The organism is Labilibaculum manganireducens (genome assembly GCF_002843385.1).
In the GTDB taxonomy this organism is placed as follows: Bacteria; Bacteroidota; Bacteroidia; order Bacteroidales; family Marinifilaceae; genus Labilibaculum; species Labilibaculum manganireducens.
This window is the reverse complement of the sequence record NZ_MVDE01000029.1, coordinates 26,407-41,994: the sequence shown is the minus strand read 5'-3', so window position 1 is coordinate 41,994 and position 15,588 is coordinate 26,407. Positions and strand designations below refer to the sequence as shown.

General features: G+C 34.0%; 13 protein-coding genes. 8 read left to right on the top strand and 5 right to left on the bottom strand.

Going from position 1 to position 15,588, the window contains the following annotated elements; genetic code table 11:
• Nucleotides 1-290: 290 nt before the first annotated feature.
• From BZG01_RS16095 to lolA1, 3 genes are all read left to right on the top strand, one after another.
• On the top strand, nucleotides 291-971 hold the full coding sequence (locus BZG01_RS16095) for a hypothetical protein (protein ID WP_101310866.1): 681 nt from the start codon (nucleotides 291-293) through the stop codon (nucleotides 969-971).
• 125 nt (nucleotides 972-1,096) lie between these two features.
• A complete protein-coding gene (locus BZG01_RS16090; protein ID WP_101310865.1) occupies nucleotides 1,097-3,496 on the top strand; it encodes an FtsK/SpoIIIE family DNA translocase in 2,400 nt (799 codons plus the stop codon).
• A gap of 61 nt (nucleotides 3,497-3,557) precedes the next feature.
• The gene (gene lolA1, locus BZG01_RS16085; RefSeq protein ID WP_101310864.1) at nucleotides 3,558-4,199 is read left to right on the top strand and encodes an outer membrane lipoprotein periplasmic chaperone LolA1; all 642 of its coding nucleotides are present in this window, start codon (nucleotides 3,558-3,560) and stop codon (nucleotides 4,197-4,199) included.
• 4 nt (nucleotides 4,200-4,203) lie between these two features.
• Here the strand turns inward: lolA1 and BZG01_RS16080 are convergent, their stop codons facing one another.
• The gene (locus BZG01_RS16080; RefSeq protein WP_101310863.1) at nucleotides 4,204-6,282 is read right to left on the bottom strand and encodes a tetratricopeptide repeat-containing sensor histidine kinase; all 2,079 of its coding nucleotides are present in this window, start codon (nucleotides 6,280-6,282) and stop codon (nucleotides 4,204-4,206) included.
• Between the two features lie 318 nt (nucleotides 6,283-6,600).
• Here BZG01_RS16080 and BZG01_RS16075 point away from each other — a divergent pair, with 318 nt between their 5' ends.
• From BZG01_RS16075 to BZG01_RS16065, 3 genes are read left to right on the top strand one after another with little or no spacing between them, the layout of a single operon-like run.
• Nucleotides 6,601-7,797 (top strand): lipoprotein N-acyltransferase Lnb domain-containing protein, encoded by a 1,197-nt coding sequence (locus BZG01_RS16075; RefSeq protein WP_101310862.1) that lies wholly within the window; start codon nucleotides 6,601-6,603, stop codon nucleotides 7,795-7,797.
• On the top strand, nucleotides 7,797-8,546 hold the full coding sequence (locus BZG01_RS16070; RefSeq protein WP_101310861.1) for an acyl-[acyl-carrier-protein] thioesterase: 750 nt from the start codon (nucleotides 7,797-7,799) through the stop codon (nucleotides 8,544-8,546). The genes BZG01_RS16075 and BZG01_RS16070 overlap by 1 nt, the downstream gene beginning before the upstream one ends.
• A gap of 15 nt (nucleotides 8,547-8,561) precedes the next feature.
• The gene (locus BZG01_RS16065; protein WP_143470925.1) at nucleotides 8,562-9,125 is read left to right on the top strand and encodes a HupE/UreJ family protein; all 564 of its coding nucleotides are present in this window, start codon (nucleotides 8,562-8,564) and stop codon (nucleotides 9,123-9,125) included.
• A 49-nt stretch (nucleotides 9,126-9,174) separates the two neighbouring features.
• Here BZG01_RS16065 and pyk read toward each other — a convergent pair whose 3' ends face one another.
• A complete protein-coding gene (gene pyk, locus BZG01_RS16060) occupies nucleotides 9,175-10,590 on the bottom strand; it encodes a pyruvate kinase (RefSeq protein WP_101310859.1) in 1,416 nt (471 codons plus the stop codon).
• Between the two features lie 128 nt (nucleotides 10,591-10,718).
• Nucleotides 10,719-11,150, bottom strand: a complete 432-nt coding sequence (locus BZG01_RS16055) for a type II 3-dehydroquinate dehydratase (RefSeq protein ID WP_101310858.1) — start codon at nucleotides 11,148-11,150, stop codon at nucleotides 10,719-10,721.
• 183 nt (nucleotides 11,151-11,333) lie between these two features.
• Between BZG01_RS16055 and xerD the strand changes: the two genes are divergently transcribed.
• Together xerD and BZG01_RS16045 are read left to right on the top strand one after the other, a co-directional pair.
• On the top strand, nucleotides 11,334-12,239 hold the full coding sequence (gene xerD, locus BZG01_RS16050; RefSeq protein ID WP_101310857.1) for a site-specific tyrosine recombinase XerD: 906 nt from the start codon (nucleotides 11,334-11,336) through the stop codon (nucleotides 12,237-12,239).
• 419 nt (nucleotides 12,240-12,658) lie between these two features.
• Nucleotides 12,659-14,317 carry a phosphoenolpyruvate carboxykinase (ATP) gene (locus tag BZG01_RS16045; protein ID WP_218973140.1) on the top strand — a complete coding sequence of 553 codons (1,659 nt, stop codon included), beginning with the start codon at nucleotides 12,659-12,661 and terminating at the stop codon, nucleotides 14,315-14,317.
• A gap of 26 nt (nucleotides 14,318-14,343) precedes the next feature.
• Here the strand turns inward: BZG01_RS16045 and BZG01_RS16040 are convergent, their stop codons facing one another.
• Together BZG01_RS16040 and BZG01_RS16035 are read right to left on the bottom strand one after the other, a co-directional pair.
• Nucleotides 14,344-15,072 carry an NRDE family protein gene (locus tag BZG01_RS16040; RefSeq protein WP_101310856.1) on the bottom strand — a complete coding sequence of 243 codons (729 nt, stop codon included), beginning with the start codon at nucleotides 15,070-15,072 and terminating at the stop codon, nucleotides 14,344-14,346.
• Entirely contained in the window at nucleotides 15,060-15,575 is a 516-nt protein-coding gene (locus BZG01_RS16035) for a DinB family protein (protein WP_101310855.1), read from the bottom strand. The genes BZG01_RS16040 and BZG01_RS16035 overlap by 13 nt, the downstream gene beginning before the upstream one ends.
• Between the last annotated feature and the right edge of the window lie 13 nt (nucleotides 15,576-15,588).

Below are 15,588 nucleotides of genomic sequence, written 5' to 3'. Positions count from 1 at the left end.
AATCGATTTTTACGCAATAAAGAGAAGTTAAAATGTCCTGGTCATTTTTTCAGCATAACCTCTATCAATTATTTACGTATTAGTTAAAAGTGGAATTTAATCGGCAAAAAATGTGATTTTCGTAAAGATATCGTGCAATTTCATGTAAGATGCCAAAATATAATATTGTATTCCCCAATGTTTTCATACTTTTAGTAAATCCTGTTTATTGTATTTACAGATTGCTTTTAACTGTATTTAAAAGCACAAATCGGTTTTCAATAAATATTCACTAACCAAAACATTATCCTATGAAGCAAGGATTATCTATAATTCTAATTTTATTATTGGTCTGGGGATGCAAAACAAAATCCGAAACCGAGAATAAAATTACTGAAGGGATAATTACCTATAGTGTCAGTTACTTTTCTTCGGAAAAAGATAATCCAATAATTGCCCTTTTACCAAACAAAGTAGAATTGCACTTTAAGGATAATAACATTTGCCTCATATCTGAAGGCTATCTTGGTTTTTTCAGCACAAAATTTCTTTCTAAATACAACAATCCAAATAGTAATATATTACTAAAGGTATTGAGTAATAAGCTTAACTATGAATTTCCTAAAGATAAAGTTGCATTTGTATACAGTCAGCTTCCTCCGGCAAAAATAGAATACAATGATTCCACAAAACTAATAGCTGGTTATGAATGTAAAAAAGCCACAGTTTTCATGGCCGATCAATCAAAAACTCAAGTCAGTCTTTACTACACTTCGGAAATTGAACTAAAAGACCCCAACCGTAACACTCCATTGTACCAAATCCCTGGGGTACTCATGGAATTTGAAACTACTATGAATCAAGTAAAAGCAAAATTCACAGCACAATCAATAAATCTAGTTGCTGTTAATGAGGAAGATTTCAATATTCCAGAGGAATATGTCCTTTCTGACCTTAATACATTAAAAAAATACATTGTTGATTTCAATTAATTAACATCTGATTTCAAACTTATCTTTTTAGAAGCTGATTTTCCTGTGGTTTTAAATGCCATTTTTATTACTTTTACATGAATTCGTACACAATACGAATTTTGTGAAAAATGAAAAAATAGTCAATGGCTAAAAAGAAAAAAACAAACAATACAAAAGCTAAATCGCGCTTCTCAGCCCCAAAATTTCTTAGTGACGAAAGAACCAAATTCCTTTTTGGTATTGCACTTTCTCTGTTCACTATTTATATTGGATTGGCATTCGTCTCCTTCTTTTTTACAGGAGGAGCTGATCAAAGTAAATTAGATATTAAATGGCTCGAATTAATCACAGACTCAAAAGTACGTGTTGAAAACTGGACGGGAAAAACCGGGGCTTACATTTCCAATTTGGTTATAAACAAAGGATTTGGAATCGCATCATTCTCATTCCTTTATCTACTCGTAGTCCTTTCTCTTCGAATTTGGGGAGTAAAAATACAATCATTACGAAAAACAATTATAAACACCTTACTATTCTGCATTTGGTTTTCGGTTTTCATGTCGTTTACATTTGTTCAATCAACATCGCATTCATTTTTATTCTTGGGAGGAATTCATGGTTACTTTATAAGTGAATGGCTTGTTTCCTTAATAGGTAATGTTGGCACTCTGTTTCTAATTGTTCTTAGCTTTTTAACCTTTATTACCTTTGCCTTTCAAAACTCTATTTCCTTTTTCAAAAAAATATTTAGTTCAAAATCTAAAACAGACCATAAAGAAAGCCAAGACTTCTCCAAATCTGATGAAGATGAAACAGAATCATTGACTTCTTCGATACACTCTCTAAATGATGAACAAGAGGATAAAGAAGGCGAAGACGACGATGAATTAATTATTAATTCTGAGATTTTTCCTGAGGAAGAAATTATTCTGCAACAGGAAGTAAACGATCCTAAAACAGCAGGTGAAGATTTGGAGCTAAAAATTGAGTCAGTATCAAAACAAGAAGAAACCGTAAGCATTCAGCGCAGACCGATGGAGGATTTCGATCCTACACTTGATCTTTCAAACTATAAATACCCTCCAATCGAATTATTAGAAGCTCATCATGCCAGTAATTCGAGTGTAAGTAAAGAAGAACTTGAATCAAATAAAGATAAAATTGTAGAGACACTGCGTCATTACAAAATTGAAATTACTCAGATAAAAGCTACAATTGGTCCTACGATTACACTGTATGAAATTGTTCCCGCTCCGGGAGTACGCATTTCCAAAATAAAGAATCTGGAAGACGATATTGCACTTAGTCTATCCGCCTTAGGAATTCGAATTATAGCTCCGATTCCGGGTAAGGGAACTATTGGTATTGAAGTTCCGAACCGTACACCTGAAATCGTGTCAATGAAGAACATTATTTCATCTAAAAAATTCCAGGAATCAACACATGCACTTCCTGTTGCACTTGGAAAAACAATATCGAATGAAACCTATACTCTTGATTTAACCAAAATGCCTCACCTATTGGTGGCCGGAGCAACAGGGCAAGGAAAATCGGTTGGTTTGAATGCAATTATTACATCGCTTTTATATAAGATGCATCCTTCCCAGCTTAAATTTGTCCTTATCGATCCTAAAAAGGTTGAATTAAGCATTTATTCAACAATCGAGAAGCATTTTCTGGCAAAACTTCCGGGAGAAGAAGAACCCATAATTACTGATATACATAAGGTTATTGCAACATTAAACTCCTTATGTATTGAAATGGATTCCAGATATGATTTGTTGAAAAAGGCACATGCCAGAAATATAAAGGAATACAATACCAAGTTTGTAAAACGTAATTTGAATCCGGAAAACGGTCATCGTTACCTACCCTATATTGTAGTAATTATTGATGAGTTTGCTGATTTAATTATGACAGCGGGAAAGGAAGTTGAGACCCCAATTGCCCGTATTGCCCAATTAGCCAGAGCTATTGGAATACATATGATTATTGCAACACAACGACCTTCAACAAATATTATTACAGGAGTTATCAAAGCTAATTTCCCGGCACGAATTGCCTTTAAAGTAGCATCTATGATTGATTCCCGAACAATTCTTGATAGTCCCGGAGCAAACCAGTTGATTGGTCGTGGGGATATGCTTATTTCACTAACAAGTGAACTTGTGAGGGTACAATGTGCTTTTGTTGACACTCCGGAAGTGGAAGCTGTTACAGAATTCATACAAAAGCAACAATCCTACCCTACAGCAATGTTTTTGCCGGAGTATGTGGGTGAGTCTTCCGAAAATTCAGCAATGGATATCGATTTGCAAAAAAGAGATGCTCTTTTTGAAGATGCAGCCCGATTGGTTGTTTCATCTCAGCAAGGATCAACTTCAGGAATTCAAAGAAGATTTTCTATCGGCTACAACAGAGCAGGCAGAATAGTAGATCAATTAGAGGCCGCTGGAATTGTTGGCCCTTTTGAAGGAAGTAAAGCCAGACAAGTATTAATTCAAGATGAATATTCGCTGGAAAAATTATTAAGTAATGTGTAGCAATAACGGCGTGGCACAGTTATTGATTAAGAATATTTGAATATTTATAAAATAAGCTAAAATGAAAAAAATCTTTTGTTTCCTTCTTTTTGGAGCTATATGTTTAAACCTGTCGGCTCAGGATATTAAAGCCAAAACTATTCTTGATAAAGTTTCTGCAAAAAATAAAGAATTTAAAAGCATCAGTGCAGAATTTACTTTTTCTATGGATAATGCGGAAGAAGATATCCATGAAGTATCAGAAGGAAATATAGTTCTGCTGGGTAATAAATATCGTCTTAAACTTATGGGTGTTGATACTTATTATGATGGAACTACCATGTTTTCACACATCATTGATGTTAATGAAGTAAACATTACAGAACCGGAAGAAAATGAAGAAGAAGGATTAAATCCAGCCCAAATTTTTTCCATTTATGAAAAAGGATATAGCTACAAATACATCAAAGAGGAAACAGTAAATTCTTCTACTTACCATGTAATAGACCTCATTCCTTTAAATTCAGAACAGGAATTCTCCTCGATACAATTGAGAATCGATAAGGCTAAGAATCAAATTAAATCGTTAAAAACAATTGGGAAAGATGGAAATAATGTAAGTATTACACTTAAAAATCTGACTCCTAACCTCAAATTTGCTGATTCTTATTTTGTTTTTGATCCAAAATCAAATCCAGATGTGGAAGTGAACGATATGCGATAAATTATCAAACAATACATTCCTCCTCTACTCTTTCAAGGGTAGAGGATTTTTTTTCTATTTCATTAACACGCAAAGGAAGAGTGAACCAAAATTTACTCCCTACTCCTTCTCGACTTTCCACACCTATTTCTCCTCCATTTTTTTCCACAAAATCTTTACACAAGATTAAGCCCAATCCGGTTCCTTTTTCATTCGAAGTTCCTGGCCTTGAATAGTTAGAGTCAAGATTAAATAATTTTATTTTATCCTCAGGCCTGATCCCAACACCATTATCTTCAACACTTATAATTGCTTTGCCCTCTTCTGCCTTTACCGAGAAAATAATTCTTCCTCTTTCCTCCGTAAATTTAATCGAGTTATTCCCTAAATTCCGCACAACAGTTCGAATCATATCCGAATCGGCATAAACCAGCGAAGCATTAATTTCATTCAACTCAAGTGAAATGCCTTTTGCATATGCTTTTTCCTCAAGGCCTTCCATTTCTTCTTCTATTAGCTGGCTTGCGTTAATAATGATAGGATTATACTCCATCACCCCCATCTGCGATCTCGACCATGTTAGTAATGTATCAAGCAACAAAGAGCCATGAAGAGCCGATTTATGAACAATTTCAATATACTCCTGCCTCATTGAATCCTCAAGCTCATCATATCGGTCAATTAATAAATCGGTAAACCCCAGCACTGCATTAAACGGATTCTTCAGATCGTGCGCGACAATAGATAAAAACTTATCCTTGGTAGCATTCAAACTTGTCAGACTTTTATTTCTGTCGGATATAATTTTATTTTTTTCCGTTAAAAGTTTATTGTGTTTCTTCCTGAATCGACTAATGTATATTGAATATATAAGCAGAGATAAAATCAAAACACCCAAACTAAAAAAATATAAACCTCTGGTCTTTTGTTTGTCTATTTCTAACCTTTGAATTGTATTCCGTTGTTTCAGAACCTCATTTTCAGTATCGATTTTGTCCAATTGAAATTTCGCCTGAATTTCCGCAATTTCTTTGCTATTATTCTCTCTGTAAATCTTCGCTCTTATTTTATCGTACTTTTTGAAATATTGGATACTCTTCTCAAAATTATTTTTCTTCTCGTACAATTCCGACATGTAATAATAACAGTCCAATTCAATTCTTGCAACACCTATTTCTTTCGCTTTTGTTAAAGCCTCCTCGAACAACCCCAGAGATGCATTATAATCTCCATTCTTTAAATAAGCTATTGCCAAGGATGACTTGACACTTGCAATAGAAATTTTATCCCCTTTTCGCTCCGACTCAATCAAAGCTCTATGATAGTAAACCATGCACTTATTTATATCACAACAATCCAGATACAACTGACCAATATTTTCTAATAAAATTGGCTTCCAATCAACATTATTTTCAAATTCAATGATATCCAACGCTTTCAGATATGACGACAACGCCATAAGACTATCATTCATTTTATGGTATACGTTTCCAATATTATTACGCATTACAGCGATACCCTGCAAATTATTGGCATTTTCCTTTAAAACCAAAGATTGATTATAATAATCAAGTGCCTTGGAATATTCCTGCATCTGAAAATAAACATTCCCAATATTATTTAATGAAGCAGAAATCAGCAAGCTGTCTTTTAATCCATTTCGAATGTTTAAACTTGTAAAATAGGCGCTAAGAGAAAGTTTGTAGTTATCAATTTCTATTAACGAATTACCCAAAATATTATAACAATCAGCTTTTTCTTTTTCATGATTTTTAACACAATACAAAATTGCTTTTTCAATATATTTGATGGAATTAGAATAATCACTACTCCTATAAGATGCTTTTCCTTTTAGGTAGTTCGCCTTCATAGTAAAAACTGAATCAAAAAATAAATTTTCAGACTTCAGAATTTGATCCGCATAATAAATTGCTGAATCCGGATAATCAGAAATATAATCCTCACCCAACTGATACAACACATCATAAGTTAATGAATCAGAGGGAACGTTAATAAGCTGTTTTAGACTATCACGCTTTGAATTTGACGAATAGACAAAGAAACATTGGGAAACAAAAAGAATAACGAAAAGAAGCCTTCTCATTTAGTTGGGATTAGTTTAGTTTAAATAGCCGCATAAAGATGTTAAATAATATCATATTTGATAAACAATATGTAATGTTTTTGACGAAATAACTAAAAAAAACACTCAGGCAAGCACATAAGATAAACAATTACTCACCAATATTTTAAGAAGCGCAAATTTACAAAAGTAACAACATTCAAATTATTGCCGTGCCGATTGAAATAGAGTGACAAATATTTTCAATAATAATTTTCCTTTATCACGATAAAATAGAAAATTGAAAACATTCGTAATATTCATAAAATACTTATCTTCGAAGAGTAAACATTTACTATTATGACATTAAAAACAGCCTCTTTTCGTATCTTGTTGATTATATTTTTATTATTGGCAATCGGCAATCATGTATCAGGACAAAATTTATCAAAGAATGCAGAAATCAGTCTTCTCACCTGTTCTCCGGGAGATGAACTGTACTCACAATTTGGTCATTCTGCATTACGAATAAAAGATGAAGAAAAAAAAATAGATTTGGTTTTTGGTTACGGTACGTTCAATTTCAACACGCCAAATTTTTATCCAAAATTTGCAAGAGGCAAATTGGACTACATGTTATCATACACAACGTTTGATCGTTTTAAAAACGGATACATTTATGAGAAAAGAGGGATTGTTGAGCAGAAACTAAATCTTGATAGTATTGAGAAGCATAAGCTGTTCACCGCTTTATTAAAAAATTACCAACCTGAAAACAGATATTACAGATACGATTTTCTTTTTGACAATTGCTCTACACGAATTCGGGATATTGTTAGTGAAAACACATCAGGCACAGTTCTTTTCGACACAATTTCGGATCAACCAAAATCATTTTGGAATCTATTAGATCCATTCATGCAAAAAAGCCGCTGGATATTTTTAGGAATCCATTTAGCTCTTGGAATACCTTGTGATGCTGAAGCGACTCCTTACCAATATATGTTTTTACCAGACAACATGATGCTGGGCTTTGAACATGCAAAAATCAGAACGGATGAGACAATTAAACCTTTGGTAAAATCAACCAATGTTATTCTAAAACCGGCTCTCAACTTCAAAATAACTAATTGGTACCAAAGACCAGTTTTTATTTTTGGATTGTTAGCTTTAATTGGACTAATCTTGGGTCTTGTATATCTAAAAAGAGACAAAGATCTGTTCATTTTTGATATTTTTATATTTGGCGTTTGCGGATTGCTGGGCTGGCTTATAATTTTCTTATGGTTTTTTACAGATCATCAGGCCACCGGACCTAATTGGAATATTATTTGGGCCTTCCCTCTTCACTTCCCAATGGTTTTTACATTACTCCGAAAAAAATCCTCTTTGCCAGCTTATTATTACTTTTTACTGCATTCAATAATACTCATATTGATATTGGGAAGCTGGGCATTTATACCGCAATCTTTCCCTAATGAAATATTACCCTTTGTGGTTCTTCTCCTTTTAAGATCACTGTACATTGTAAAAAAAATCAGAACTCGTTTACTGTAATGAATATATCAAACACCGACATAAGAAAATACCGGGAAACCTTCCGTATTGGATCTTTTGATACAGACCTAAAAGGAAGAGCAAAACTCACCAGCATCTGCAATTACTTTCAGGAAATTGCCGGACATCATGTAGATTTAATCAATCAAGGTATTGATGATTTAAAAGCCAATAATTTGGCTTGGATTTTATCAAGATTAAAAGTTCAAATTTTTGAAACTCCCAAGTGGAAAGATAATATTGATATTGAAACCTGGTCGATTGGAGCGGATGGCTTGTTTGGAAATCGGGAATACCGGATTTATAACATGAAAGGGGATGTTATCGGTCAGGCGACCTCTTCGTGGCTGGTGCTTAATACGAAAACAAAAAGATTGATTAGACCACAAGAAATTGTTGCTAAAATGCCAGTCAACTCTGAAGATCCTATCTTTGAACATAGTCTGGGTAAATTACAACAACTTGAACAAGGGAATTACGTAGAAGATTTGCACATTCACTATAGTGATCTGGATTTCTATCAGCATGTGAATAATGTAAAATACATAAAGTGGGCAATAGACTCTTGCCTTTCCGAAATCTTATTGAATAAAACAATTCACGAGCTGGAGATAAATTACTTGCATGAAGCCAAACTCGATCAGATTCTTGAGATATTCAACCAAAGTAGTGATAACACCTCAAAAATTATAATCAAAACGAAAAACACGGACATTGAAAATTGTCGTGCAGTTATAAAATGGAAATAAATAAATAAATAAAAGATGAACACTATACTATCAAGCTTTGAATCAGCGCTGTATCATTTAATTTCTTTTTCTTCATTCGAACCTTTTATGCTTTTGGTATTGTTCGGAATCTCCTTTCAAATAAAAGACTGGAAAGCCTATTTTTCTCTTTTACTTGCCTTAATTATTGGCTCGATTGTGGGTCTCCTTCTTTGTAATTTTTCGATTATAACCTTTTCCGGCACAACCGTTAAATTGATTTTGGCCTTCTCAATTCTGCTGGTGGGAATTCAAAATCTAGTTAGCAGTCAGAGTTCTGCATCAACAATAAGATATAATTTCTTTGCTTTAGTTGGCATCATTTTGGGGATTGGAATCAACCTGCATTATAAAAATGTTTACGGAAGCTCATTTTCTTTTTATCCATTTACAGGATATAATCTTGGAGCTTCAGTCTCCTACTTTTTAATTTCATTCAGCAGCCTGCTTGTATCATCATTGCTGATGTTGGTTTTTAAAACAGACAGAAGAAGTTTTAATCTGGTAATTACGGGCATAGGTATTGGTATAGCTCTTGTTCTTATTTACTTACGATATTAGAAAAAAAATGCGAACCATTGTGGTTCGCATTTTTTTTCTAAATATGTCTTTACACTTTATGTGTTAATTGATCAACAACACTGATCTCCATAAATGATACTCCTTTGGAAGGACCAAAACTACCACCTATAATAATAACCATATCCTCGCTTTTAAAACATCCCTGATCCATTAGGGAAAACATGGTTTGCTTTACGTATTCATCACGACTAACAAGCAATTTACGATAACTCGCTTCAACACCATACGAAAGAGCTAATTCTCTCATTACACGCTTCGAATAGCACAATGCATAAACAGGAAGTGTTCCTCTGTAAGCAGACAAATATCTTCCGGTTCTACCGGTTAGAGTATCGGTTACAATTGCTTTCACAGGCAGCAATTGCGATGCTTTAACTGCAGATCGAGCCAAAATAGCAGAAAGTTCATGATTACTTCTCACGAAATTTTGTTTTGTATCCGGATAAAGTTCCTTTTCAACCTCAATTGCTACCGATTTCATTACCCGAACTGCTTCAACAGGATAGTCTCCATATGCAGTCTCACCACTTAACATGATCGCATCGGTTCTATTGTAAATGGCATTGGCAATATCACTAACTTCTGCTCTTGTAGGTCTTGGATTATTAATCATTGAGTGAAGCATTTGCGTAGCAATAATAACAGGCTTCTTTCTCTCAATACATTTACGAATAATTTTTCGCTGAATGACAGGAATTTTTTGAGCAGGAATCTCAATGGCTAAATCACCTCTGGCAACCATGATACCATATACATGTTCCAATATTTCATCAATATGGTCAACCCCTTCCTGATTTTCAATTTTTGCAATAATTTTAATATCCGAATTTTGCTGATCAAGAATTCCTTGAATTTGAAGAACATCATGTTTGTTACGAACAAACGAATGAGCAATAAAATCAATGTCCTGCGCAATAGCAAAATGAATAAATTCAATATCCTTAGGACTCAAAGATGGTAAATTTATTGATACCCCAGGAACATTTATACTCTTGCGGTTTTTAACGGGTCCTGCATTTTGTGCTTCTACAGTCAAAAATTGCTCATCCTTATCAACTACCAACAATTCTAATTCACCATCATCAATTAATATCTTCTTTCCAATTTCAAGATCCTTTACAAAATCCTCATAACTAACCTTTACACACAACTCTGTGCAGGGAAGATTGTCGTTCCCTTTCATCTTAATTAAATCACCCTTTTTAAGGTGAATTTCCTCTTTAACATCAATAGTTCTAATCTCAGGGCCTTTAGTATCTACGAGCAAAGCAATCCTATCAGATACTTTTCGTACATTCTCAATAACCTTCATAGCATCATCATGAGTCTGATGAGCCGTGTTTAGCCGAACTACGTTCATTCCTTCTTCAAACAATTCTGTCAAAAATTCGACATCACATTTTCTGTCGGAAATAGTGGCAATAATTTTCGTGTGCTTCTTCATCGAGTAACTCTTTCAATTTTAGTTTTGGCACTGCAAAGATACTCAATTTCTCAAAACCAATTTAATAAGCTATCAACAACTTACCCATAATATAAAACATACAAAAAAAATCATTTATCAAAAAAATATTACCTTTTGTCACAATAATTTAATAGCCCTTCGATTCCCAATCGATATGAATCCATTCCGAAACCGGAAATAGTACCTAAACAAGCCTTTCCGATCATGGTAGAATGCCTCACCAACTCTCTTTTATGTACATTAGAAATATGGACTTCTACAACCGGTGTATTTACAGCAGATATAGCATCAGCAAGGGCGAGAGAGGTATGAGTATAGGCACCTGCATTGAGTACAATTCCATCATAACTAAAACCCACACGATGTATCTCATTTATCAATTCCCCCTCTATGTTAGACTGGTAATATTCTAGTTTGATTTTACTATATAACACCTGCAGCTGTTCAAAATAAGTTTCGAACGAGATCTCGCCATATATAGATTTTTCGCGGATTCCGAGCAAATTAAGGTTAGGACCGTTAATGATCAAAAAATTCATCTTGTCAAAGTATTTTAAGGTTAAACATAAAGAGGTCTTAAAAAAATTGTCAGCTTACGTAATATTTTTTTAAATTGCAGACAAGTTTTATCATAAAGAATTCGTATATTATTAGTACTTGAGTAAAACTAATAATAAAATGGTATTACTTACAACTAAACTACATACTAAAAACTGAATAAAATGAAATGGACAACAACAATTGAAAATTTTAAGACCTACTTAACTTTGGAGAAGAACCTCTCCAAGAACTCGGTAGATGCTTATATTAATGACATTACAAAATTGACAACCTTCTTCAGAGAAAAGAACATGGAGGTTGCTCCGGAGGAAGTTATTCTTCAACACTTGAAAGATTTTGTTGCATGGATTAATGATGCAGGTACAAGTCCTAGAACTCAAGCTCGTGTTATTTCTGGTATTAAAGCATTTTTTAAATACTTATTATTAGAAGAAATTATTGAAAAGAACCCTACTGCATTGTTAGAGGCTCCAAAAATTGGCCGTAAACTGCCTGACACCTTAACAACTGAAGAAATTGATGTTTTAGTTAAGGCAGTAGACATGAACAAAGCTGAAGGTCAAAGAAACAGAGCTATTCTTGAAACACTTTACTCTTGTGGATTGCGTGTATCTGAATTAATTGACCTGCGTGTTTCTAACCTGCATTTTAGAATGGGTTTTATCAAAATTCATGGAAAAGGTAACAAAGAGCGTTTAATTCCAATTGGAAAAAAGGCGAAAAAAGAAATTAAGATATATCTTAAGAGCTATCGTGGAAAATTAAATATCGATAAGGATAGTGAAGATATTCTTTTCTTAAACCGCAGAGGTCGTAAACTTTCTCGTGTTATGATTTTTACTATCATTAAGAATCTATCTAAAAAAGTTGGATTGAAGAAAAATGTTTCTCCTCACACTTTCCGTCACTCTTTCGCTTCGCATTTAGTTGAAGGTGGTGCTGACTTAAGAGCTGTACAGGAAATGTTAGGACACGAATCTATTCTTACTACAGAAATCTATACTCATTTGGATAGAGAATACTTAAAGGAAACTATTAAAAATTTCCATCCTCGTTCAAAAGACTAATTTGTATTAAAATAACCATTATTGACAACAGGTAATGGTTAAAATACGATACACATATTTTTAAAACCTTCAAAAGATTACTTTTGGAGGTTTTTTTATGAGAAAAATCAGTTCTGTATTAATTTAATGAAAGGTTTGCCAGCCTAATTCTAAAGATAAAAAAGAGTCTTACTTATAATAATATTATCAACGCAAACGATTGTATTCCAGATAATGAAGATTTATGTAGTTAACAATACAAACCATAAAACAAAAGAAACTCGCTATTAATGAGCCTATTCGAACCAATCTCCGCCACGGTAAAACTACGAAATCTAATTAAAAAATAATACAACAAAAATGCAAAAATAATATCTACATAGTAGGATTACTCTATATATAGTCATACTTTTGAGTTCCAAACCTAAAATAAATGTTACATGAACACCATTGAAATTAGCATGATTGAAGATTTAAAAAAATCGTTAAAACTGCATTCCAACATTCGGGAAAATCTACCAAGAGAAGTTCTTATATCTTTAGCAGTAGATAACAAAGAGGCCGTTTTAACCAGAAATGGTGCATTGGGCACTTGGACTCCTTCAAATTCTACCGGAAGAAGTCCTAAGGATACTTACATTGTAAGAAATCCTGAAAGTGAGTTAAATATAGACTGGTCTTCGCCAAACAATATCGGCATGAATCCGCAAACGTTTGCATTGATTTTTGAAGATGCCCTAAAAACAATTGGTAAGAAGAAAACTATATTTACAACAGATAGGGTAATTGGTGCAGATTCTAAATATGCACTACGTGTAAAAACCATTTGCGATAAAGCACTAAGTCAGGTGTTTGTTGACAATATGTTTAGACCAACTCCTGATGACATCAACCAATCGATCTTTGCTGATGAACAATTCTTTTTAATTGCGCTTCCAAAAGATAAGTTGGATAAAGATCGCTACAAAGGTTTGGTTCGTGATCAACCAAATGGTGAAACTTCCGACATCTGTGTAGTTGTGGACTTCGACAAGAAGATAGGCATTGTTTATGGCTCATCTTATATGGGCAGCATGAAGAAGTTGATGTTTACGGTAATGAATTACTATCTTCCTTTTAAAGGAGTATTGCCTTTACATTGTTCAGCTAACGAAGGAGTCAATGGAGATTCTGCACTATTATTGGGGCTTTCAGGAACTGGAAAAACAACCTTATCTGCCGATCCGGAAAGAGCCTTACTTGGAGATGATGAGCATGGCTGGAGTGATGATGGTATTTTCAATTTTGAGAATGGCTGTTATGCAAAAATGATTGACATCAAACCAGAAAATGAGCCTGAAATTTATGAAGCAGTAATGCATAAGGCGGATTACACCAAGCATGGAGCTATAATTGAAAATGCCATGATTTACCCAGATGGTGAGATCGATTTTTTCGATGACAGATACACTCCAAACTCAAGAGCAAGTTATCCTCTTTCTTTCCTGGATAATATTAAGGAAAGTTCGAAAGCCGGGCATCCTAACACGATCTTATTTTTGACTGCTGATGCTTATGGAGTAATTCCTCCAATTTCAAAACTAAGCAAAGAGCAGGCGATGCTATGGTTTTTAATGGGATATACTTCGAAACTGGCAGGTACTGAAACAGGCGTTACAGAGCCACAGGCAACCTTTTCGAGATTTTTTGGTCAGCCATTTATGCCTTGTAATCCTAACATTTATGCCGAAATGCTTGGCGATAAAATGGATAAACACAATACCAACGTATTCCTGATTAATACAGGTTGGAGCGGAGGCTCATACGGTACCGGATCAAGAATAAAGTTAAAGTACACCAGAGCGATGGTTGATGCGGCTTTAAAAGGCAAATTAGATAAGGCAGACTTTATTGAGAACAAAGTATTCCACTTGAACATTCCAACATCTTGTGAAAATGTACCTAGCGAAATTCTTAACCCAATTAACACCTGGCAAAGCCATGACGAATATCAAAAAACAGCCGAAAAATTAGCAAATAAATTTTCCGCTAATTTCGATAAATCATATGGTAACCAAAATCTGGATCCAGGAATTATTTCTCAATGTCCGGGAAAATAACTAAACTTAAAAGAGCCTCATTTTATTCATTTGAGGCTCTTTTTGGTTAAACAAATATCTCGGGATTCTTCTTTTAGTAAGTCATCGTGATACATGGAAACCATCCTATTCTTTCGCTTGATTTGTGTTATGCTAAGAGTTTTCACCTTCTCTTTCCGGTTCATCACTAATCCGTTAAAAGCATCATCCCTTCCCGTAGTTTTGTGAAATTTGATTGTTTCTTTACCCGAAAAATTATTACACTGACGAAACCAATTATCAAACCAGTGCTGACGCATTTCCCGAGCATCTTTATTATACAAGGTAGATGATGACCAAATGTAAGGCTTCGAGGGGTCCAGTTTCCGATAATGAAATGTCTCTCCATCCCAACGTATCTCTTCCAAATTTCGCGTGTATTTATATCTTAAAACAAGTAGTGTAAATGGTTCCATTCCACCAAAATGGTAATCTCTAATAAAATCAATGGTTGATGCAAATTCTGAAAATTCGAGAACCATAACGCCCCTGCTCTTTTTGTAAGGAGGTTCATGTTTGTGTTTTTCAAAGGCTCCATTCAACAAACAAAGTGAGAAATCATTTTCATGGCACATTATCCATGTTCCTTTAGCCATTTTATCTTTTGGATAAAGTGCAAACGACTCTCCAATATGATATTCTTTAGGAAATTCAGCTTCTCTTAACGGACTTTCATCTCTATTGGTAGTAAAGAAGAAATCATCAGAACCAATAGGTATGTAGGTTAATGTGCACATAAGTCATCTCTAAACCTGATGGTAGAATAAGCTACTCCAAAGTGTTTATCCAATTTAATGTCAGGAAATTCCTGCTCTATCGCAATTCTGATAATAGCCATGTGATGAATGGCATGTTCAATATTGTATACTAATTCTCTTTGCAAACTTGTATCAATATCAAAACCTTTATTTGCAACCTTGTCGTAACTTACATTCAATTTAAGAACCAAATTTTCATCAATATCATTCAACCAATTCAGGACATCCTTAAATCTTTTTACAGCCACTTTTTTCTCCGTTTCAGTTCTGCTGCAATGCTCTCTGGTATCGTAACTCAGAACAGAATCTGCATTGCAACTGTCCTTTAAAATATCGTAAAACTCTACAATATGACGAATGTGTTTTCCTATGGAATTATTCATCAAAAGTTGCAAAGAAGCAGAATACTGTTTTGCAGAAAGTTTCTCACAAAGGTCAATTAGCTGATTGATTATGATTTTAGAGACAGAGACTGTTTGCATAAAAATAAATTTC